The 21,127-nt window shown below is 35.5% G+C and carries 18 protein-coding genes and 1 tRNA gene; 12 read left to right on the forward strand and 7 right to left on the reverse strand.

From position 1 onward, the window contains the following. Nucleotides 1-197: 197 nt before the first annotated feature. Nucleotides 198-764, reverse strand: a complete 567-nt coding sequence (locus BLT57_RS01445; RefSeq protein WP_091421263.1) for a DUF3109 family protein — start codon at nt 762-764, stop codon at nt 198-200. A gap of 113 nt (nt 765-877) precedes the next feature. On the opposite strand from BLT57_RS01445, the gene BLT57_RS01450 reads away from it, so the two are divergent. Next, complete coding sequence (locus BLT57_RS01450) at nt 878-1,465, forward strand: MarC family protein (protein ID WP_091426597.1); 588 nt, start codon at nt 878-880, stop codon at nt 1,463-1,465. Nucleotides 1,466-1,678: 213 nt separating this feature from the next. After that, the gene (locus BLT57_RS01460) at nt 1,679-2,290 is read left to right on the forward strand and encodes an NAD(P)/FAD-dependent oxidoreductase (protein ID WP_091421266.1); all 612 of its coding nucleotides are present in this window, start codon (nt 1,679-1,681) and stop codon (nt 2,288-2,290) included. Here BLT57_RS01460 and BLT57_RS01465 read toward each other — a convergent pair. The 4 genes from BLT57_RS01465 to BLT57_RS01480 form a co-directional block, all read right to left on the reverse strand. After that, nucleotides 2,287-3,912 (reverse strand): S41 family peptidase, encoded by a 1,626-nt coding sequence (locus BLT57_RS01465; protein WP_091421268.1) that lies wholly within the window; start codon nt 3,910-3,912, stop codon nt 2,287-2,289. The genes BLT57_RS01460 and BLT57_RS01465 overlap by 4 nt on opposite strands. Then, nucleotides 3,913-4,344 carry a dCMP deaminase family protein gene (locus BLT57_RS01470; RefSeq protein WP_091421269.1) on the reverse strand — a complete coding sequence of 144 codons (432 nt, stop codon included), beginning with the start codon at nt 4,342-4,344 and terminating at the stop codon, nt 3,913-3,915. Between the two features lie 177 nt (nt 4,345-4,521). After that, nucleotides 4,522-5,112, reverse strand: a complete 591-nt coding sequence (locus tag BLT57_RS01475) for a HupE/UreJ family protein (RefSeq protein WP_091426598.1) — start codon at nt 5,110-5,112, stop codon at nt 4,522-4,524. A 177-nt stretch (nt 5,113-5,289) separates the two neighbouring features. Next, a tRNA-Leu gene (locus BLT57_RS01480) sits at nt 5,290-5,371 on the reverse strand. 143 nt (nt 5,372-5,514) lie between these two features. Here BLT57_RS01480 and BLT57_RS01485 point away from each other — a divergent pair. The 3 genes from BLT57_RS01485 (at nt 5,515) to pth (ending at nt 7,854) form a co-directional block, all read left to right on the forward strand. Then, on the forward strand, nt 5,515-6,456 hold the full coding sequence (locus BLT57_RS01485) for a ribose-phosphate pyrophosphokinase (protein WP_091421271.1): 942 nt from the start codon (nt 5,515-5,517) through the stop codon (nt 6,454-6,456). 25 nt (nt 6,457-6,481) lie between these two features. After that, nucleotides 6,482-7,138 carry a 50S ribosomal protein L25/general stress protein Ctc gene (locus BLT57_RS01490; protein WP_091421273.1) on the forward strand — a complete coding sequence of 219 codons (657 nt, stop codon included), beginning with the start codon at nt 6,482-6,484 and terminating at the stop codon, nt 7,136-7,138. Nucleotides 7,139-7,287: 149 nt separating this feature from the next. After that, complete coding sequence (gene pth, locus BLT57_RS01495) at nt 7,288-7,854, forward strand: aminoacyl-tRNA hydrolase (RefSeq protein ID WP_091421275.1); 567 nt, start codon at nt 7,288-7,290, stop codon at nt 7,852-7,854. A gap of 45 nt (nt 7,855-7,899) precedes the next feature. Here pth and BLT57_RS01500 read toward each other — a convergent pair whose 3' ends face one another. Both BLT57_RS01500 and BLT57_RS01505 read right to left on the reverse strand, forming a co-directional pair. Then, complete coding sequence (locus tag BLT57_RS01500; protein ID WP_091421277.1) at nt 7,900-11,244, reverse strand: reprolysin-like metallopeptidase; 3,345 nt, start codon at nt 11,242-11,244, stop codon at nt 7,900-7,902. Between the two features lie 121 nt (nt 11,245-11,365). Next, nucleotides 11,366-13,411: a T9SS type A sorting domain-containing protein gene (locus BLT57_RS01505; RefSeq protein ID WP_091421279.1), complete on the reverse strand. Its 2,046-nt coding sequence runs from the start codon at nt 13,409-13,411 to the stop codon at nt 11,366-11,368. 229 nt (nt 13,412-13,640) lie between these two features. On the opposite strand from BLT57_RS01505, the gene BLT57_RS01510 reads away from it, so the two are divergent. The 7 genes from BLT57_RS01510 (at nt 13,641) to rsmA (ending at nt 21,107) form a co-directional block, all read left to right on the forward strand. Beyond that, nucleotides 13,641-14,573 carry a bifunctional riboflavin kinase/FAD synthetase gene (locus BLT57_RS01510; RefSeq protein ID WP_231928740.1) on the forward strand — a complete coding sequence of 311 codons (933 nt, stop codon included), beginning with the start codon at nt 13,641-13,643 and terminating at the stop codon, nt 14,571-14,573. Further along, a complete protein-coding gene (locus BLT57_RS01515) occupies nt 14,563-15,888 on the forward strand; it encodes an HTTM domain-containing protein (RefSeq protein ID WP_091421281.1) in 1,326 nt (441 codons plus the stop codon). The genes BLT57_RS01510 and BLT57_RS01515 overlap by 11 nt, the downstream gene beginning before the upstream one ends. 75 nt (nt 15,889-15,963) lie before the next feature. Beyond that, entirely contained in the window at nt 15,964-17,232 is a 1,269-nt protein-coding gene (gene serS / locus BLT57_RS01520) for a serine--tRNA ligase (RefSeq protein ID WP_091421283.1), read from the forward strand. Between the two features lie 414 nt (nt 17,233-17,646). Beyond that, nucleotides 17,647-19,422: a tetratricopeptide repeat protein gene (locus tag BLT57_RS01525; protein ID WP_091426601.1), complete on the forward strand. Its 1,776-nt coding sequence runs from the start codon at nt 17,647-17,649 to the stop codon at nt 19,420-19,422. A gap of 8 nt (nt 19,423-19,430) precedes the next feature. Beyond that, entirely contained in the window at nt 19,431-19,943 is a 513-nt protein-coding gene (locus BLT57_RS01530) for a GNAT family N-acetyltransferase (RefSeq protein ID WP_091421285.1), read from the forward strand. A gap of 47 nt (nt 19,944-19,990) precedes the next feature. Next, nucleotides 19,991-20,317, forward strand: a complete 327-nt coding sequence (locus BLT57_RS01535; RefSeq protein ID WP_091421287.1) for a DUF4286 family protein — start codon at nt 19,991-19,993, stop codon at nt 20,315-20,317. Between the two features lies 1 nt (nt 20,318). Further along, nucleotides 20,319-21,107 carry a 16S rRNA (adenine(1518)-N(6)/adenine(1519)-N(6))-dimethyltransferase RsmA gene (rsmA, locus tag BLT57_RS01540; RefSeq protein ID WP_091421289.1) on the forward strand — a complete coding sequence of 263 codons (789 nt, stop codon included), beginning with the start codon at nt 20,319-20,321 and terminating at the stop codon, nt 21,105-21,107. Nucleotides 21,108-21,127 lie beyond the last annotated feature (20 nt).

Below are 21,127 nucleotides of genomic sequence, written 5' to 3' on the forward strand. Positions count from 1 at the left end.
AAAAATAGAGTTTGTTTTGAAGGGCTTATTTTTAATTATTATTTAGGCCCAGTAAATCGTTTTTTTAAGCATATGCTGCTGTTTAACGACATAAAAATGATAAGAATAAAAGTTGCTATATAGTTACAACACTTCAAATATGGATATTAAAAAGATTTTATTGTAAGGCAGCTTTTGCACAGCATGTGCAACTCTTTTTATTTATAAGTTTTGGCAATAGTCTCTAACTCTGCATACCAGTCTTCACCAAACTTTCGTATTAAGGCTTCTTTTACAAATTTATAAATAGGCACTTGTAATTCTTTACCGAGCACACATGCATCATCACAGATATCCCATTTATCATAATTTACTGCAGCAAATTCTGAATATTGTTTAATTCGCACAGGGTATAAATGACAGGACACAGGTTTCTTCCATGAAATAACACCTTGATTGTAAGCTTCCTCAATACCGCAAAGTGCTGTTTTTTTATCATCGAAAATTACGTAAGCACAATCTGCTCCATCTATCAATGGTGTTTCAAAATCTCCAAATTCGGTGGTAATATGAGTGCCTTGTGCTTCAATAGCTGAAATCCCTTCCTGACGTAAAAATGGTTTCACTTCAGGATAGATGTCTTTTAATATTTTTACTTCTTCTTCATCTAAAGGCGCTCCTGCATCTCCATCAATACAGCAAGCTCCCTTGCATGCGGATAAATTACAGATAAAATCCTTTTCGATAATATCCTCTGAAACTATTGTTTTTCCTAACTGAAACATAAATTTATAACACTAAAAATATTAGGGGTAAAAATAGCTAAACTTTACCACTATTTAATGTTATACATATGTCTTAAAGACCTACTTTTGCCGAAAATTTAGAAATCATGGATATTCAATTGAATTTGAAAGAAATATTCACAGCATTTATGATCCTATTTGCTGTTATCGATATTGTTGGAAATATTCCAATTGTAATTGATCTGCGCAAAAAAGTTGGACATATACAAAGTGAAAAAGCGTCAATTATCGCAGGTGTAATAATGGTACTGTTTCTGTTTTTAGGAAAAACAATACTCTCACTTATTGGTGTTGGTGTGAATTCATTCGCTGTAGCTGGTGCCTTTATTTTATTCTTTATTGCCTTAGAAATGATTCTAGGCATTACCCTTTACAAACAAGATGAAGATGCTGCAATGACCGCATCTGTGTTTCCATTGGCATTTCCTTTAATCGCAGGACCGGGTAGTTTGACCACCTTACTATCTTTACGCGCAGAATATCGTATTGAAAATATCATAATTGCTGTAGTGCTAAATGTTATTATTATCTTTATAGTTTTAAAAACATCTGCTAGAATTGAGCGTTTTATTGGACAAAACGGTATAAATATAATCAGAAAAGTTTTTGGTGTAATTCTATTAGCAATTGCTGTAAAACTATTTGCTCACAATATTAAGGCTCTCTTTGAACTGGCATAACGATTAACTTATGAAGTATTTTACCATTTTAGTTACCATAGTAGCCACGGGCCTTATTGTCTTCAACGCTCTACAATTAGATTTTAACAACCTCTTTGAAGGTCAAAGCATTGTTGCGCTCATTACTATTTTGGCCTCGCTTTGCGCCATTGCTTTGCTACAGATATTACGATTGTCAAAACGTATTGACAACAAATTAAAAGGCCGCGACTAATGTATGACGCATTGATTATCGGTGGAGGAGCTGCAGGCATGTCTTGTGCTTTAGTTTTAGGATCGGCAAAACCGAAACCTTTTGCTGAACACAAACGTATTGGCATTATCATGCATCAAAAAACCTCCCACTTACAAAATGCCTTATTTAATAATGTTTTAGGGTTATCTCCAGGAACTTTAGGGTCTGATATTTTAGAACAAGGAAAAATACAGCTTAAAAACTTATATCCGCATGTGGATCATATCGATAAAGAAAAAGTACAATCTATATTAAAGTCTTCCGAAGGATTTACAATAACAACAAATAAACACTCTTACCTTTCTAAAACTGTTATTATTGCGGTAGGATACACGAATTTATTGACAATTAAAGGTTTAGAGCAATACGTTGAGCCTCATCCGAGAGCACCAAAAGAGAAAGAACGCATCTGGTTAAAAAACGAAGACCATGTGGTGGATAACGGACTCTATGTTGCTGGAACATTGGCGGGTTGGACCAGTCAGTTTGCTATAGCATCAGGGAGTGGCTCACAAGTGGCTACAGATGTATTAACCCTTTGGAATAAAGGAAAACCTACCAAAGTACACGATAAGATATCATTGGTTTAATTATCTTCGGAAATTTCAACTTCAAAATTGGCTTCATCTTGACTTAACAATATCACTTCTTCGATAATATCGTCATTTTCGTTAAGAATTTGCTCCGCAACGTTACTCCCATAGAGTTGCTCTGCCAGTTCTGATTTGATGAGGCGACGCATTTGATTATAATAGGCTACAAATGTGATATTTGTACGCTCTTTCAGATTTACATAATCCTGAAACTTCACTACAATATCATCACTAACTTCAAAATTTGCTACAAAATCAGAAGCATCAACATCTTCATAAACACTTCGGTCTTTATCTAATTCGTTAAAAACAAAATTACTAATGTATTCACGACGTTTGAGATAATTGAGTGTTTCGTTTTGATGGTTTGTATTTAACGGCACGAAGATATCAGGAATAATTCCTCCTCCTCCATAAACTACTTTGCCCTTTGGTGTCTTAAATTTTAAGGAATCAGCAATTTGTATATATGCTTCATTTTCAAATTCACCACTGCGCAAGCGTTTATTATAATCGTTGTAATAGTCGTTATTATTCCCATTATTATAAGGCCGTTGAATGGAGCGCCCTGTAGGTGTATAGTATCTAGACACTGTGAGTCGTACTGCGCTTCCATCTCCTAATGACATTTCACGCTGCACGAGTCCTTTGCCATAACTTCGTCTTCCAACAATTATCCCTTTATCATTATCCTGCAAAGCGCCAGCTACTATTTCACTAGCAGAGGCAGAACTTTCATTAATCAAAATATAGACCTCACCATCTTCAAAATCACCACGATTTGTGGCATAACTTTTTTCAATCTTTCCTGTTTTATTTTTAGTAAATAAAATGAGTTTATCATCTTCTAAGAACTCATCAACAATTTGTTCTGCGATACCAAGAAAACCTCCAGGATTATCTCTAAGATCCAATGCTAATTGCGTTGCACCTTGATCTTGAAGTTTATCCAGTGCCGTCTTAAACTCTTTATAGGTAGACTCTGCAAAACGATTAATTTTAATATACCCTAATTTAGCTGTGAGCATATAGGCGGCATCAACACTTTTTATTGGCACAACGTCGCGTTTGATTCTAAAATCTAATAATTGGTCTTCCCCTTTTCTAAAGATTTTAAGGTCTACTTTTGAGCCCTTTTCCCCTCTTAGTTTAGCAACGATGTCTTTGTTAGACCACTCTTTACCGAAAATAGAATCTCCATCTGCCATTAAAATACGATCACCAGCTTTAATTCCAGCTTTTTCACTTGGACCATCTTCAATGGTACGAATCACAGTGATGGTATCCATATAGGTATAAAAATTAACTCCAAGACCAACAAAATCACCTTTCATATTATTAGTGACGCGTTCTAATTCACTTTTAGGAATATAAGTTGAATGTGGATCAAGATTGTCTAAAATACCGTTAACCGTTACATCAACTATACTATCAGTATTGACCTCATCAACATATTCATAATCTATATAATCAATGAGACGATTCAGTTTATCTTTTTTACTATTAGAAGTAAATAGTCTATCTGACGTGTCTTTAAAGTTTAACTTCCCTCCAATAAAAACACCAGCTGCAATAGCAGCCCCAACAATAAGCGGTATGTATTTTTTATCAAATGTCATTTAAACAGCAACATTTTCAATAAGTTCTAATTCTATTCCGGCCTTTTTCAAAAAATCTATTCCTGAGCAATCTTTATAAGCTTGTTGATACACGACTCTTACAATACCTGCTTGATGAATAAGCTTACTACATTCTTTACACGGTGATAGTGTAATATACAATGTAGCACCTTTACAAGATTGTGTTGAAGCCGCTACTTTTGATATTGCATTGGCCTCGGCGTGCAACACATACCATTTTGTATACCCTTCTTCATCTTCACAAAAATTTTCAAATCCTGTTGGTGTTCCATTGAAACCATCAGAAATTATCATTCTATCTTTTACGATAAGCGCACCTACTTTCTTACGTTCACAATGAGATAATTTTCCCCATTCTTTTGCTATTCTCAGGTAAGCTTTATCGTATCGTAATTGTTTATTCTTCGGCATTCTAAATATTTAGTACTGCAAAAATAGTTCCACTAATCCTAATAACACTTTAAATTGGCTAGTATTGTGCATGCGGCTTATTCGTGCTGAATTTCAAATGTAACAATAAATCCAAACGTATTTGTTATATAAAATGTTAGATAACGTTAAAGTTTTATCAAAATCGAGCAGCGGTCTTTAAGCAAAGAGCTCACTGTTAATCAGCATGGGTAATACAAAACCAACAACAATTGCAGAAATAACCATGATCCAATCACGTCTTGAAAATCTAAAAATAGTCTGACATAAAAAACTCAGAAACATAACGATGAAAACAACGACTAACTGACCTACTTCAATTCCTAATCCGATTTCTAATAGTGCTAGGAGTTTATTTTCGGAAGTTGAAATCAGTCGTTCGAAAGCAGTTACAAAGCCTAATCCATGAATCAATCCGAAAAATAAAGTTGCGAAAAATAAGAGTCCGATTTTAGTGCCATGTGATTTCTTGCCTGCTGTAAAGACATTGAACAGGGCAACAATTAATATGGTCAAAGGGATAAGAAACTCGACTAATTTCACATTAACGCTAATAATATCGTAAGTTGTTAATGCTAGTGACGCACAATGGCCAAGTGTAAAAACGGATACGAGTATTAACACACGCTTCCAATCTTTAAACAAATAAGGAATTGTAAGTACGATTAAAAATAGAATGTGATCGTAGGCACTGAGATGGAGGACATGGAAGACACCATCTTGAAAATTTGACAGAAAATTGTCAATCATAGGATTTTTTATTTGGGTTAAACCAAAGTTACGTTTTAAAATTGATAATGGAAATAAAACAGGCTTTAACTCTTTCCAATATCCAATAGCTTTGCTTAAAGTGTCGGCTTGGACATCAAAAACCCACAAAAACAAAAAAGCAAGCTTTGTGTTTTTGCTTGCTTTTTGATGTATTCGTACTCAAGGTGGGAATCGAACCCACACGACCGAAGTCACTGGATTTTGAATCCAGCGCGTCTACCAATTTCGCCACTTGAGCGTTTAAGGATTGCAAAATTATAAAATAATTTTTTACAATCGAGTAAAAATAGTAGGTTTTATGCTTTTTCAGTTGAAATAAATTCATAAATTTGCACCTCGTTTAAAGTAAGCGTTTTAGATAACACCTATAATTCATTACCAATGCCAACCGGAGCAACAGAAGCAAAAATTTTTGCATGTACTCAAAGTAAAGAACTCGCAACGCATATTGCATCAAAATTTGGTGTGCCGCTAGGTAATGTCATTACGTCAACTTATAGTGATGGTGAATTTCAGCCATCTTACGAGGAATCGATTCGTGGTACACGTATTTTTATTATTGGTTCTACGAACCCAGGTCCAGAAAATTTAATGGAAATGCTCCTGATGATTGATGCCGCAAAACGTGCCTCAGCAAGACATATTACGGCAGTTTTACCATACTTTGGTTGGGCTAGACAAGATCGTAAGGATAAACCAAGAGTGCCTATTGCAGCAAAACTTGTTGCTAAAATGTTAGAAGTAGCTGGAGCAACTCGTATTATCACAATGGACTTGCATGCCGATCAAATACAAGGATTCTTTGAGAAACCTGTAGACCACTTATTTGCGTCAACCATATTTTTACCGTATCTCAAATCACTAGGGTTAGATAATCTAACGATAGCGTCTCCAGATATGGGTGGTTCTAAAAGAGCTTATGCCTATTCAAAAGCTTTAGAAAGTGATGTCGTCATTTGCTACAAACAACGCGCAAAAGCTAATGTGATTTCACATATGGAATTGATTGGTAATGTGACCGGAAAGAATGTTGTCTTGGTAGATGATATGGTAGATACAGCTGGAACTTTAACGAAAGCAGCCGATTTAATGATGGAAAAAGGAGCACTTAGCGTAAGAGCTATTTGTACACATCCAATCCTATCAGGTGATGCTTATAACAAACTAGAAAACTCCAAATTAGAGGAATTGATCGTAACTGACTCCATCCCTTTAAAACAACAAAGTGATAAAATTAGAGTTTTAACCTGTGCTGATTTATTTGCAGAAGTGATGCATAACGTGCATTATAACAAATCAATTAGCTCTAAATTTTTAATGTAATTTAATATTAATATAAACACAAACAATGAAATCAATTACAATCAATGGATCTCAAAGAGAAAGCGTGGGCAAGAAAGCAACAAAAGCCTTACGTAATGCTGGTCAGGTTCCTTGCGTATTATACGGAGGAGACCAAACTATGCATTTCTCTGCACCAGAATTGGCATTCTCTAAACTAGTATACACGCCTAATGCGCATACAGTTGTGATTGCCTTAGACAATGGCGAAACGTTAGATGCTGTTTTACAAGACATCCAGTTTCACCCAGTAACCGATAGAATCTTACACGTAGATTTCTACCGTTTATTTGAAGACAAAGAAATTGCTATGGATATTCCTGTGCATATCATCGGAACATCTAAAGGTGTTTTAAATGGTGGTGTTCTTCGTAGAAATAGACGTAAATTAAGAGTAAAAGCTTTACCTAAAAATCTTCCAGATTTCTTAGAAGCTGATATTACACCTCTTAAAATTGGTGGTAAATTATATGTTACCGCATTAGAAGGTGAAGATTATAAACTCTTACATACAGACAATACTGTAGTTGTGCAAATCAAAACTGCTAGAACTGCTATTGTTGAAGATGAAGATGAAGATGAAGATGAATTAGAAGGAGCAGATACAGCTGCAACTACTGAAGGAGGTGATGCTCCTGCAGGAGATGCACCCGCTCAAGAATAGAACTTATTTATTCATGAATAATAAAAAGCATTCTATTTATTTAGAATGCTTTTTTATTTTTACATAAAGATTTTAATATTATCTGGACATTTCTACGAAATCTATTTAATTGGAATTCAACTTCTCGTGATGCTGAAAACACAGATCCTATGAAAAAATTTCTTATTGTCGGACTTGGAAACATTGGCGACAAATATGCAAAGACGAGGCATAATATTGGCTTCAAAATTTTAGATGCTCTAGCTGAAAAAGAGGAACTTAAATTTGAAACCCGAAAGCTGGGAGACCTCACAACTTATAAATTCAAAGGACGAACATTTATTCTTCTTAAACCTAGCACCTACATGAACTTAAGTGGCAAGGCCGTTGTCTATTGGATGACTAAAGAAAAAATTCCTTTAGAGAATCTTTTAATCATCACTGATGATCTCAATTTACCCTTCGGAAATATTAGATTGAAAACCAAAGGAAGTGATGGTGGACATAACGGTTTGAAAGACATTCAGGATAAATTACAAACTACGAAATACAACAGATTTAGATTTGGAATAAGTGATGAATTCTCAAAGGGTAGACAAGTGGACTATGTCTTAGGGGACTGGTCAGAGGAAGAATCTAAAAAGCTTCCAGAACGCCTAGAAAAATCTATAGAACTCATCAAGTCTTTCGGAACCGCAGGCATTAATAATACCATGAATACATTTAATGGAAAATAAAAAAGAGGCTTCTAAGCCTCTTTTTTATTTTGTATTTATTATGTGTTATTCAACAACAATTCGTTTCGTAGCTTTCTTTAAGCCATCATCTACCGTTACTAAATACACTCCTGCTTGAGCATTTCCAAGGTTGATGGTTTGATTAAATGCTGGCGACCCTTCATAGGTGTTATTAAAGATACGTCTGCCTCTTATATCAAATACAGTGATTTTCACATCACCAGTCGCAGCATTATTTAAAACAACATTAAATTCCCCAGTATTAGGGTTTGGATAAATAATGAAATTTGAATTATCAAACTCTGAATCTGCAACCGATAGGGATCCTTGAACACATAGAAATAATTCAAAACTATCAAACGTCCCACCGTCTAGGTTTGCATCATCGACAACCGTTAATACCCAATCACCACCAGAGGTTTCACCGTAAATTGTAGACAAATCTCCTTCAGGCAAGAAACTTCCTGTAAATGGTGCAGCTGCACCTACTATAGATCCATCAGTTCCTTCTTGGTCAAATGTTGTGTTTACAAGGTTATCGCCATTTCCTCCTTCATCAAAAATCAAATCAACAACTGTTCCTTGTGGACTAGTTAAGGTGATTTCAAGATCAGAAACCCAAGTATGCGTAATATTCAGCGTCACATTAACATCAGTTACTGGAAAATCTTCAGTAACCGTTATTGTTGATGTCAAGGTGTTTCCTGCTCCTGAAGGAGAGATCGTTTGTTGCACATCATCAATAAAACTGTCACATGTTAAATTTGCAGTTGTAAAACTAAACACCGCGGAGGCATTTGCAACACCGCAAAGGTTGGAAGCTGTCACTCTCCAGAAATATAAAGTATTTGCACCAAGCGATCCACTCACATAAGTTGTTGTTTGTACGTTCGCACTATCAATTATAGCCGTAAAATTACTATCTGATGCAATTTCAATCAGGTAATCTTGAGCATTAGCCGATGCATTCCACATAAATTCGACTTCCGCACTCACATCGACAGCCGTATTAGCAGGCATGGTTAAAACCGCTGGTGTTATGGTATCATTAAATATATTTAATATTAAATCCACTGTTTTTGTATTTGTTCCAGATATCCCTTCAAATGTAAATGGATAACTTCCTGTAGCAACATTTTGCGTCCCACTAATAGTTAGTGTTCCAGTAGTGCCATCTGCAGTTGCAGATGTCGGATTAATAGAGGCATTTAATCCCCCTGGTAATCCTGTTACAGAGAAATTAGTCGTGCCTGTGAACCCTAAAAATGTATTATACATGAAATTGTATATGGCATCACTCGGCTGACAAACATCTAATTCTGTATTATCAACAGTAATGACGTATTCAGACTCTTGAATGCTAAAGTTTATTGGATTAACCGCATAAAATATATTATTATTTCCTTCTACAATAACTCTGGCGGTAGTTGTATCACCACCTGTTACCGGCACTGTAACGTCATGTGACCCATCATTTGCAACACCAGAAGCCATAACAAATGGGAAGGTTTGTCCACCATCTACAGATAATAAAATATTCACTGTAGGTGTGTTTACAGTTCCAATATCTGTTCCTGCCACATCCCATGTAATTGTTTGCGTAGACCCTGCATCCCATGATTCATTTGTAGTTTGAGATGTTACAGCAAAAGGTCCAGAAGCAGCATCTACCGTCACGGTCATTAGGTCAAAGTCTGATTGAGGGGATTGCCCTACACCACCAGCTTCAGAACGATCTCTTACGGTAAGTGCAAAATTTAAATCCCTTCCTACGTTTGAAACAGTCTCCCATGAGGAGTTATCCACAGTTTCAACCGGATTAGTTTCTGTTAGTTGACCATTTAATACCCGTTCTAAAATTGGCATGTAACGGTTTGGAGAAACGCTTGGAGGTCTTGAACGCCAAACTGCCCCCGTTGTTTTATTTGGGCCGAATGTACCATTAGTGGTTACACCGTTATCAATTTGTTCCCAGCAATAAGTTAACACATCAGTTCCGTCAGGATCTGTAGCTGCACCTCTCAATACAAAAGCGGTTCCACTTGGAATCGTATAATCTGTACCAGCATCTGCTACTGGTGGACTATTTGTTATTGCGGTAATCGTTGCACAGTTATTAGGTGGTGAAATTACATTATTCAATATTTGAAGAATACTGTAATAATGGAAATAAGGATCACTGTGATCTTGAACATCATTACCACCTGTAATTCCAGCATATCCCATAATGGTTGTTCCACTTCCAGGTTCGGCATTCACACCAGTACCTTCAGAACTAAATGACCACGTATGATTTGCTCCCATTTGATGTCCAATTTCATGAGGCACGTAATCGATATCAAAGAAATCAGCGAAATATGGTCCACCATCATTGTCTAAGAAAGAGTGTGATGAAAATCCAGACCCTTTTCCATTCGTACACACACATCCAATACATCCTGCATTGCCAGTATTTCCTCCAAAATCAAATAAATGTCCAATATCATAATCGGACTCACCGACAGTGGCTGTTAAATTTGATTGCAAGCCTGCATTTAAATTTGCTCCATAGGGATCAGGAAAAGAAGGTGAATAAATCAAATCAATGGCTGGATCATCGGCAGTATCTACGAGCTGAAACGTAATCGCCATATCCACTTCAAATACTTCATTAGTTCTATTTAAGGTCGATACCATTTGCGCTAAAGCATCCTGACGATCAATCCCATTAACACTGTTGCCATCATCCCAAAATGCAGTATACTCTTGAGTTACGGAAATGGCAATTCTAAAGGTGCGTAATTGCTGATCATTAGCATCTCTATTCAGCATAGAGGATTCAAAAGCCTCCTTTGAAATATCCAAATCATCCGTTAAACACTCAAATGTTTCTGGATATGCTTGTCTTGCGCTTTTATTATATACTAAATATTGACCGTTAGAAACTTTGGTTACAGGTTGAATAAAGAACGTCTCTTCACCTGGGACAGAAATCATTGCATTTAGGCCTAACGGAGTCACACTAAACCTTACACGTGCTCCAGGGTTATCAATCTGCGACCCTAAGTAGGTTTTAATATTAGGGTGTTGTGCAGCATTGTCTTGCGATGAAAATATTTGAGTTTCAACTATTCTATACTGCTGAAGTTTTCCAAACACATCTGGAAAATCAACACTGACATTAGATTTTCCTCCGGATTGGCTTCTTAATGGTGCTTCTATTAATTCAGATTTAAAGTTGTCTACATCAAATTGAAACAGTCTAAAATGGTTTTCATCTAAAGCTTTTAAGCTTACATTTTCTATTCTGCTGTCCTTTGAAATGGCTTGCCAAACAGGGCTTTGACTATAACCGGAGGTCATAGAAAGACATAGTAAAATTACGGTTAGGGTAAGTAGTGTTTTTTTCATAAGTAGATTTTTTTTAATAGATACATCAAAACAGGCGGCTCACAAATATAATACAGATAAATTAAAAATAAAAAAAGAGAGGCAAGAATGCCTCTCTTTTTTTATTTCAAACTTTTAAAGACTATTCAACAATAATCTTTTTTGTTGTTTTCTTATCTCCGTCGCTTACAGTAACGAGATACATTCCAGATTGCACATTGTTCAATCTAACAACTTCGTTAAAGTCTGCGTTGTTCACGTATGTATTATTAAAGATTCGTCGCCCTCTAATATCATACACGTCTACTATGATATCTTCATTAGATGATGAATTCAACTTAATGGTGAACTCACCTTGATTTGGATTAGGGAAAATTAAAAACTCGTCACTACCAAACTCTGCAACGCTCAAAGGCTGTTCTGTACAAACTGTAATCGACCAATCATTCAATTGACCTGTATCTGCAGCAAAGAAATCAGCTATTAATATGGTCCAATCTCCTGCGGTGGCTAATCCAGCAAATGCACTTAATGGGTTAGTTGGAGCATATGTTCCTGTAGTTGGACTCGCACATGTAATTGCCGGTGCTGTATCATCAAATGTCACATCAAAATTAGCATTACTGCCACAGTTGCCGTTCCATACATCTACAAATGTTACACCGTCAGGATGAATAATTCTCACAATTAAATCAGAAACAAAGGTGTGACTAACATCAACGTTCACAGAGATACTTTCTATTGGAGCTCCTAAATCTGGCAAGGTTAATATATTTGTCAAAAATGGTGTTCCCGGATTACCGGCATTACCATCCACAATGGCTAAGTTTAAGTTAGTCGCAGAAGCAAATGGATCACAAACAACTTCTGTACAGGTGTTTTTCAGCAATACATCAGTACTTTCAGTTACTGTTGCCGAAGTTCCTGTAACTGTAATTGTATATTCACCTTCTGCAGTGGCTCCAAGATTACCTACAGTCATCGTAAAGTCTCCATCAGCACTAAGTGATGTAGGACTAAAAGTTACCGTAGCTCCTGCAGGCGCTCCAGATGCTGAGAATGTGGTTGTTTCGGTAAATGACAAAATCGTATTATAACTAAAGTTAAAAACCACTTGGTTATCTACTGTAGGACAACTAGAAATCTCATTATTTGCAGATACAAGATTAAATCCTGGCGCAGGGGGTGTACATACATTAGGCTTAAATTGTGGTGCCAAAACACCAGCAACATAACCGTCTACGACAGCCATTTGATCAGGTGTAAACATATACATACACGCATCATTAACATAATCCATATAATTCATATGTAATACAAATTCACCAGCATTACAACCTGGCTGAGTTCCTGGGTTCGGACAATTATAAGTTTCCTGACCAGTATTTGGTGTATCTGCTATACCGTCATCAGCCGCACAAGAAGGTGCGCCTGGACCCCAAGGGTGATTTAAATTATAGAAATGACCTAACTCATGAGTTACTGTACGACCTAAATTAAATGGTGCACCCGGTACAATTCCTGAGCCCGGACAACCAGATCCAGATCCAAATGCTCCTAAATTCATCGTGACCGCTTGACCCGCTGCAATACTTCCACCTAATGGTGAAAATCCTAGTAGACCTGGTCCAATATCTCTTACTACAAAGTTCATGTAACCTGCCCAGTTGGTATCGGCATTATTACCACCACCAAAATTGTAACCAATAGACACCGCCGGATTCCCTTCTAATAACTCAGGATCTATACCAACAGGATGATTTGAAACGGCAAGACAAAAGGAGATATTCGCAACTCCGGGATTTAAGCCTGGATAAAAAGCACTTGCTGGAGTCCATAAACCAATATCGCTATTGGTAGCGGTGTAATCAGCATTTAAAATGTCTATTTGATTTTGAGCTAAAGCTTCTAAACACGCTCTATCGGCTTCATTACCAGAAGGAAAATGTACAGCAACTGGAATAACAATATTCCCGCCTCTAGCATTAAAATCTGTGCTTAATCGACGTGCGACTTCAGCCTTAAATTTCTTCTGATTTAGTTCATATTCTCTAGCAAAATCAGGGTCTTGCATCATCTCTTCCATGTACTCGACCATACCACAAGTTCGATCTTGCGCATTAAGATTTACAGTACAAATTAGCATGAGTACAGCAAAAATTGTTTTTAAAGTAAAATTTCTTTTCATAAATGATATAATTAAGTGTATTGAAAAATTTTGAATTTTGAACCCAAATCTAATAAAATTCAATCATTTTAGTGACTTTTTTTTAACAGAATATTAAGTTTTTAACGAATTCTAACTCTTTTTGTGGGTTATTTAGGATTTAAACTCATAATGAGTCGCTTACATATAATCTGTCATTTTTATTAATTGGTCTTTGGTTTATGATTATTTTTATCGAAAATTACAAATCTTGAACGTCTCGTTAAATAAGACTCTGCATACGAAAGCTCCTTCAGTGATTACCATTGGCACTTTTGATGGTGTACATATAGGTCACCAAAAGATTATCGAGCACTTGGTGAGAATTGGAAAAAACCAACAATTAAAATCAATTGTACTCACTTTTTTTCCGCATCCTAGAATGGTACTTCAACCCGATTTTAAAATTCAGCTGTTACACACCATAGAAGAACGCCAAAGTGTCCTAAAACAGTTTGGTTTAGATGAATTAGTAATTAAAAAATTTACAAAAGATTTTGCGAATCTATCTGCTCGTGATTATGTAAAACGCATACTGGTAGATGAGCTCAATGCAAAGCATATCATAATTGGCTACGATCACCATTTCGGAAAAAACAGAACAGCAAATATTGACGATTTAAAAGCTTTTGGTATTGAATTCGGATTTACTGTAGAAGAAATTTCAGCTCAAGACATCAAAAACGTTGCGGTAAGTTCAACTAAGATTAGACAAGCCCTATTAGATGGTGATATTCCTATGGCAAATTCATACCTAGGCTATCCCTATTTTCTTACTGGAGAAGTCATTAAAGGTAAAGGTATTGGAAAAACGATGTCATTCCCAACGGCGAATATTCATATAGATAAACCCTATAAACTCATCCCTGTTAACGGTGTTTATGTGATAAAATCGACTATTGATAACCATACCGTTTTTGGTATGATGAACATAGGCACGAATCCAACTTTCAAGGAAAACAAACAATCTATTGAGGTGAACTTCTTTGATTTTGAAGGCAATTTATATGGGAAGACGTTAAAAATTGAAATTTTACAACGACTCAGAGACGAACATAAATTTGAGTCTATAGATGCCTTACAATCTCAACTGAATTTGGATAAAACAAATGCCTTAGAGTTTCTTGAGCATTATGATAAATAAGATTTTATTTAAGCATATCGATAATAGCGCTCTTGTCGTCTTCAGAATGTTTTTGGGCGCATTGATAGCTCTTGAGTGCTTTGGTGCCATTGCAACTGGATGGATAAAACGCACGCTAATAGAACCACAATTCACTTTTAATTTTATAGGCTTCGAATGGCTACAGCCTTTGCCTGGATCTTGGATGTATGTCTATTATGTTGTAATGGGAATACTTGGGCTTTTTATAATGTTAGGTTATAAATACAGACTAAGCATGCTGAGTTTTACGGTATTATGGGCTGGTACATACTTGATGCAAAAATCATCTTATAACAACCATTACTATTTCTTGATGATTCTGAGTGCCGTGATGACGGTAATGCCTGCACATAGATATGCATCTGTTGATGTTAAACAAAATTCACGACTCATGCGCAGATCTATGCCTAATTGGTGTCGCTTGTTTTTCTTTCTGCAATTATTTATTCTCTATACCTATGCATCAATTGCTAAAATGTATCCTGATTGGATGGATCTCACAGTTCCAGAATTATTAATGAAAAGCAAACAAAATTATCTATTGGTTGGCGATTTTCTGCAGTACAAATTTGTACATTATTTTATCGCTTATGGTGGAATAGTATTTGACGGACTCATTATCCCTTTGTTGCTCTGGAAGCCTACACGTAAGATTGCTTTTTTCGCGTCAATATTTTTTCACCTCTTTAACTCATTCATTTTCCAAGTTGGAATCTTTCCGTATTTATCATTAGCATTTGCTGTTTTCTTTTTTGATCCAAAAACAATTCAAACCCTGTTTCTAAAACATAAACCTTTCTATTCCGAAAGCCTTATTAAAACACCGCAAAACGCTCTACTATTTAAAACGATTTTCGCACTTTACTTTGCGGTACAAGTCCTGCTCCCTTTAAGACATTACACTATCGAAGATAGTGTTTTATGGACCGAAGAAGGCCATCGATTATCTTGGCGAATGATGTTACGAACCAGAGCTGCAACTACTAGTTTTAGAGTTATTGATAAATCAAATAATAAAGTTATCCCGGTCAACTTAAATGATTACCTCACACGAAAACAAATTAGAAGCGTTAGCACTAAACCCGATTTTATGTGGCAATTTTCCCAACGATTAAAAAGTATATATAGTGAAAAAGGCATCGATATAGAAGTACGTGTGCGGTCTTTTGTGAGCATCAATGGCAAACCGAAAAAACGATTTATTGACCCAGAAGTTGACTTAGCCAACGAAAAATGGAATCATTTAAAACACCATGATTGGATTTTACCATCAAATCAAGACGAGAATAACTGACAATTCATTAAATTTGGCGTTTGAAAAACCCACCATTAAAACGATTTGTTTTGATGCGATTAATCTGAAGAATACATGTTACAAGTTGCTTTTATTAGAGAAAATAAAGAAGATGTCATCAAACGTTTAGCAAAACGTAATATAGATGCGGCTCCAATGATAGAAGAGGTTATTGTTCTGGACGAAGCACGTAGACAATTACAAACACAACTTGATAACACGCTTGCAGAGTCTAATACTCTTTCGAAGGAAATTGGCAATCTATTTAAATCAGGCAAGGCTGCAGAAGCCAATGATTTAAAAGAAAAAACAACCCAACTCAAAGAGGACTCTAAACGCTTAGGCGATGATTTAAATACCAAAGCCGAGGCATTAATTGATTTATTGTATAAAATCCCAAATGTACCTCACGAGTCGGTTCCTAATGGTACAAGCGAAGCAGATAACAAAGAAATCTATAGCGAAGGTGATATTCCTAAACTTCATGAAGCTGCATTACCACATTGGGAATTAGCGAAGAAATATGATATTATCGATTTTGAACTTGGGAATAAAATTACCGGTGCAGGTTTTCCTGTCTATAAAGGTAAAGGCGCTCGATTACAACGTGCTTTAATAGCATACTTCTTAGATAAAAATACAGCTGCAGGTTATACAGAGTATCAATTACCGCTTTTAGTCAATGAGACTTCTGGATTTGGTACTGGCCAGTTACCTGATAAAGAAGGACAGATGTACCACGTTGGTGCCGACAACCTATACCTCATACCTACGGCCGAAGTTCCTGGAACTAACATTTTTAGGGGCGACTTGTTGTCTGAAAGTGAATTACCATTAAGTATTACTGGCTATACTCCTTGTTTTAGAAGAGAAGCTGGCAGTTATGGGGCACACGTAAGAGGTCTGAATAGATTACATCAATTTGATAAAGTCGAAATCATAAGAGTAGAACATCCTGAGAATTCATATAAAGCATTTGAAGGCATGATTGAGCATGTTAAAGACATTTTAAAGGAACTTAAACTTCCATATAGAATTTTAAAACTATGTGGAGCAGATGTCACCTTTGCCTCAGCATTGACTTACGATTTTGAGGTCTTCTCAACAGCTCAAGACCGATGGTTAGAAATATCTAGTGTGTCTAATTTTGAGACCTTTCAAGCGAATCGCTTGAAATTACGCTTTAAAAATCAAGATGGTAAAACTCAATTATGCCATACCTTAAATGGAAGTTCTCTAGCATTACCTAGAGTTCTAGCCGGTATTTTAGAGAACTATCAAACAGAAGATGGCATCGAAATTCCTGAAGTATTAATTCCGTATACAGGTTTTGCTAAAATCTAGATTTGTAAGAATTTTACTCTTTTAAGTCGTTTAAATGCTAAAAATATACGTTGTTTAACGATTTTCTTCTAAATTCTTTTGTTTTTTAAATAATAATGTAGATGTTAGTTGTCCAAATTAAGAACTAACCTACTTATTATGAAAAATATCAAACGACTTGTATTACTTGTGACATTAATTGTCATGGCAAGCAAAGTCTTTCTTTAGTTTAGAAGACTATAATCACGAACTTAAAAAAAAGCCACAGCAGAATAACTGAATCATTTGTAAAAATAGATTAATAGCACATTTATTTTGGTTGGTAATGCCCGAACTAGCGTTTGGGCATTTTTTTTTGCAGTTCGTCAAAACAATTATAAAAACATTCACAATATCTCGTAATTGCATTTGTTATATTTACATAAACTAATGGAAATGCGTCGACTCATAATTATTCTAATCTTCTTTTGCTGTGGCCTTCTGTACTCACAAAGTGAGCCACTTGCGGATAATTATTTTAAGAGAGGAGAATTTGAGAAAGCATTGATTTCTTATAAAAAACTTAATGACAAGAAAAAGAGTTCTAAATACATCTATAAAATTATTGAAACACTTCAGCAACTTGAACGTTATGACGAAGCTCAAATGGTCATTTTGCAGCGCATGAAAGAAATTAATTATCCTGCACTTTTGGTTGAATTGGGTTATAACTATCAATTAAAAGATAGTTTAGACTTAGCGAACAAATACTATAATGAAGCCATCCTAAAGGTTGAAGTTAAACCGAGTTACACTTATGGTATTGCAAAAAAGTTTGAGGATCATTCATTATTAGATCAAGCTTTGGAAACTTATAAAAAAGGAATGGAGATGAATCCAGACTTTAATTTCAATATGCAAATGGCTCGTATTTATGGTGAGCAAGGAAATATTGAATTGCTATTTTCAAACTACATAGATTATATTGAATCCAAACCTAGCTTTCTAAGTAACGCCAAACGCGCGTTCAGTGATTTCGTTTCAGAAAACAAGGAAAATGACAACAATTTAATACTGCGGAAATTACTACTTAAAAAACTTCAGGCACAACCTGATCCCTATTGGTATGATCTCTTGAGCTGGCTATACATTCAGCAAAAAGAATACAACAAAGCGTTTATTCAGGAAAAAGCGCTATATCGCAGAAGCCAAGAAAGCTTAAGTCGTATTATCGATCTCGCTTTAACAACGATTAATGAAAAAGAATATGACATCGCCAATTCAATTCTAACCTTCATACTCGACAATTCTCAAGATATAGAAACGCGGCTAACAGCTCACCAATATATGTTAGAAATTGAGATTGAAAATGCCAATAAAACGCAATTAGTAGACATTGATGAAACATTCAATGCGCTTTTCAAGCAATATGGGAAATTTGAACAAACCATAGCATTACAAATTGCTTATGGCAATTTTTTAGCCTTTAATAGACATGAACCGAAATTAGCCAGTTCATTTTTAAAAGAGAGTCTTAAGCTAAAACTTTCTGCTTTCCAAGAAGCTAAAGTAAAACTAAGCTTAGGAGACATTTTAGTCTTTCAAGAACGATTCAACGAGGCACTCATCTACTATTCTCAAATTCAAATGAATTTAAAGAACAGCACCATATCTCAAGACGCGCGTTTTAAAGTTGCAAAAACAAGTTACTACAAAGGGGATTTTGACTGGGCCGAATCACAGTTAAAAATCTTAAAATCATCAACCTCACAGCTTATAGCTAATGATGCATTAGATTTAAAATTACTCATTTCAGACAATAAAGATGAAGACTCACTGCGCACGGCATTAAAACTCTATGCCAAAGCAGATTTGATGTCCTTTCAAAATAAAAACGACGAGGCGATTACCCTTTTAGATAAAATTTTAACCGAGCATAAGGGAGAAAGCATTGAGGATCAAGCCTTATTTATGCAAGCGAAACTATTTGAAAAAACCAAACAAATAGATAAAGCAATAGCGAGTTACGAGTATATTATTGCAAATTATAGAGATCAAATTCTCGCTGATGACGCCTTATTTTACTTGGCAGAACTCTATCAATATCAGCGGTCGCAACCAGAAAAAGCTAAAGAACTCTACGAAAATATTCTTTTTAATCACGAAGATAGTATCTATTTTATTGAAGCTAGAAAACGTTTTAGAATGTTACGTGGTGATGTTATAAACTAAATTGCACCATGGTTGTCGCAGAAACCGAACGTCTTATTCTCTCTAAAATCTCAATAGAAGATGCCCCTTTCATTTTAGAACTAATGAACTCACCAGATTGGATTAACTATATTGGTGATCGCAATATAAGAACTATCAAACAAGCTGAAATCTATATTCAAAATAACCAACTCAAAAGTTATAAAAGGAATGGGTTTGGCTATTATAAGGTTCTATTAAAAGCTGAAAATTTAAAACCTATAGGTTCTTTCGGATTGATCAAACGAGACCAACTTGAACACGTTGACATTGGTTTCTCGTTACTTCCTAAGTATCAATGTTACGGTTTTGGTTTGGAAGGAGTATCAGCACTTATGTCGCTTGCAAAAAACACCTTTAAATTACATACGATATGTGCTATTACGCTTCCAGAAAACGAAGCCTCCATTCATCTTTTGGAAAAATTAGGCTTATCTTACCAAAAAAGAGTAAAACCCTTTGAAGACGACGAAGAACTTCTGTTATTTGCAAAAATTTTATAATTAATTGTCATTTTGCACGTCATGCAGAAACTACAAAAGCATATACAATGATCATATATAACGTCACAGTAAATATAGACGACTCCGTTCACAATGAATGGTTAGAATGGATGAAATCCGAACACATCCCAAAGGTATTGGGAACTGGTAAATTTGAAAAAGCAACCTTATCACAGGTGCTGGTAGAAGAAGATATGGGAGGGCAAACATATTCTATTCAGTATCGTTCCTATTCAAGAGAAGCATTAGACACCTATTATAAAGAAGATGCCGAAGGCCTAAGATTAGAGGGATTCAAAAAGTTTGCAGACAAAATGTTAGCATTTAGAACTGAACTTGAAATCGTAGATGAATACACCGTAAAATTCAAATAACGTGGCAAACCATCATCAAGTAAAAGCAAAAAAAAAATTAGGACAACATTTCCTAACCGACGAATCTATAGCTAAAGATATTGCAGATTCACTGTCTTTAGAGGGCTATCAACACGTCCTAGAAATTGGACCAGGAATGGGTGTTTTGACTAAATATTTACTAAAAAAACCTATTAAAACCCATGTCATTGAGATTGATTCAGAGTCTGTAGATTATTTAAAAGCGAACTACCTCAATTTAGCAGATCGCATTTACGAAAAAGACTTCTTGAAATTCGATTTAACTGAAATTTTTAATGATGACCCTTTCGCTATAATTGGAAACTTCCCGTATAATATTTCTACACAAATCGTATTTAAAACGATAGACATGCGTGATCAAATTCCTGAATTTTCAGGGATGTTTCAAAAAGAAGTGGCCCAACGCATTTGCTCAAAAGAAGGCAGTAAAGTTTACGGCATTCTTTCTGTATTAACCCAAGCCTTTTACAACGCAGAGTATTTATTTACAGTACCACCTCATGTTTTTAATCCACCACCAAAAGTAGATTCAGGGGTATTACGCCTAAAAAGGAAAGACAACTTCACACTTTCTTGTGATGAACAACTATTTTTTAGAGTGGTAAAAACAGCCTTCCAACAGCGCAGAAAAACGTTACGTAACAGCTTAAAAACTTTTAATCTTTCAGATAATTTAAAAGCAAATGTTATATTTGACAAACGTCCGGAACAATTGAGTGTCGAATCATTTTTAGAATTAACACTTCTGATTGAAAACGACCAAACTTAGAACATCATTTCAAGTGATTT

The sequence above is a fragment of the Formosa sp. Hel1_31_208 genome (assembly GCF_900104785.1).
Classification (GTDB): Bacteria; Bacteroidota; Bacteroidia; order Flavobacteriales; family Flavobacteriaceae; genus Psychroserpens.

Bases quoted from the DNA above. Each gene is read 5' to 3' on its own strand.
- BLT57_RS01460 (WP_091421266.1), top strand. From the start codon at position 1,679: ATGTATGACGCATTGATTATCGGTGGAGGAGCTGCAGGCATGTCTTGT.
- BLT57_RS01505 (WP_091421279.1), bottom strand. From the start codon at position 13,411: ATGAAAAGAAATTTTACTTTAAAAACAATTTTTGCTGTACTCATGCTA.
- pth (WP_091421275.1), top strand. From the start codon at position 7,288: ATGAAAAAATTTCTTATTGTCGGACTTGGAAACATTGGCGACAAATAT.
- BLT57_RS01500 (WP_091421277.1), bottom strand. From the start codon at position 11,244: ATGAAAAAAACACTACTTACCCTAACCGTAATTTTACTATGTCTTTCT.
- BLT57_RS01470 (WP_091421269.1), bottom strand. From the start codon at position 4,344: ATGCCGAAGAATAAACAATTACGATACGATAAAGCTTACCTGAGAATA.
- BLT57_RS01530 (WP_091421285.1), top strand. From the start codon at position 19,431: ATGGTTGTCGCAGAAACCGAACGTCTTATTCTCTCTAAAATCTCAATA.
- BLT57_RS01515 (WP_091421281.1), top strand. From the start codon at position 14,563: ATGATAAATAAGATTTTATTTAAGCATATCGATAATAGCGCTCTTGTC.
- serS (WP_091421283.1), top strand. From the start codon at position 15,964: ATGTTACAAGTTGCTTTTATTAGAGAAAATAAAGAAGATGTCATCAAA.
- BLT57_RS01485 (WP_091421271.1), top strand. From the start codon at position 5,515: ATGCCAACCGGAGCAACAGAAGCAAAAATTTTTGCATGTACTCAAAGT.
- BLT57_RS01465 (WP_091421268.1), bottom strand. From the start codon at position 3,912: ATGACATTTGATAAAAAATACATACCGCTTATTGTTGGGGCTGCTATT.
- BLT57_RS01490 (WP_091421273.1), top strand. From the start codon at position 6,482: ATGAAATCAATTACAATCAATGGATCTCAAAGAGAAAGCGTGGGCAAG.
- BLT57_RS01525 (WP_091426601.1), top strand. From the start codon at position 17,647: ATGCGTCGACTCATAATTATTCTAATCTTCTTTTGCTGTGGCCTTCTG.
- BLT57_RS01475 (WP_091426598.1), bottom strand. From the start codon at position 5,112: ATGATTGACAATTTTCTGTCAAATTTTCAAGATGGTGTCTTCCATGTC.
- BLT57_RS01535 (WP_091421287.1), top strand. From the start codon at position 19,991: ATGATCATATATAACGTCACAGTAAATATAGACGACTCCGTTCACAAT.
- BLT57_RS01445 (WP_091421263.1), bottom strand. From the start codon at position 764: ATGTTTCAGTTAGGAAAAACAATAGTTTCAGAGGATATTATCGAAAAG.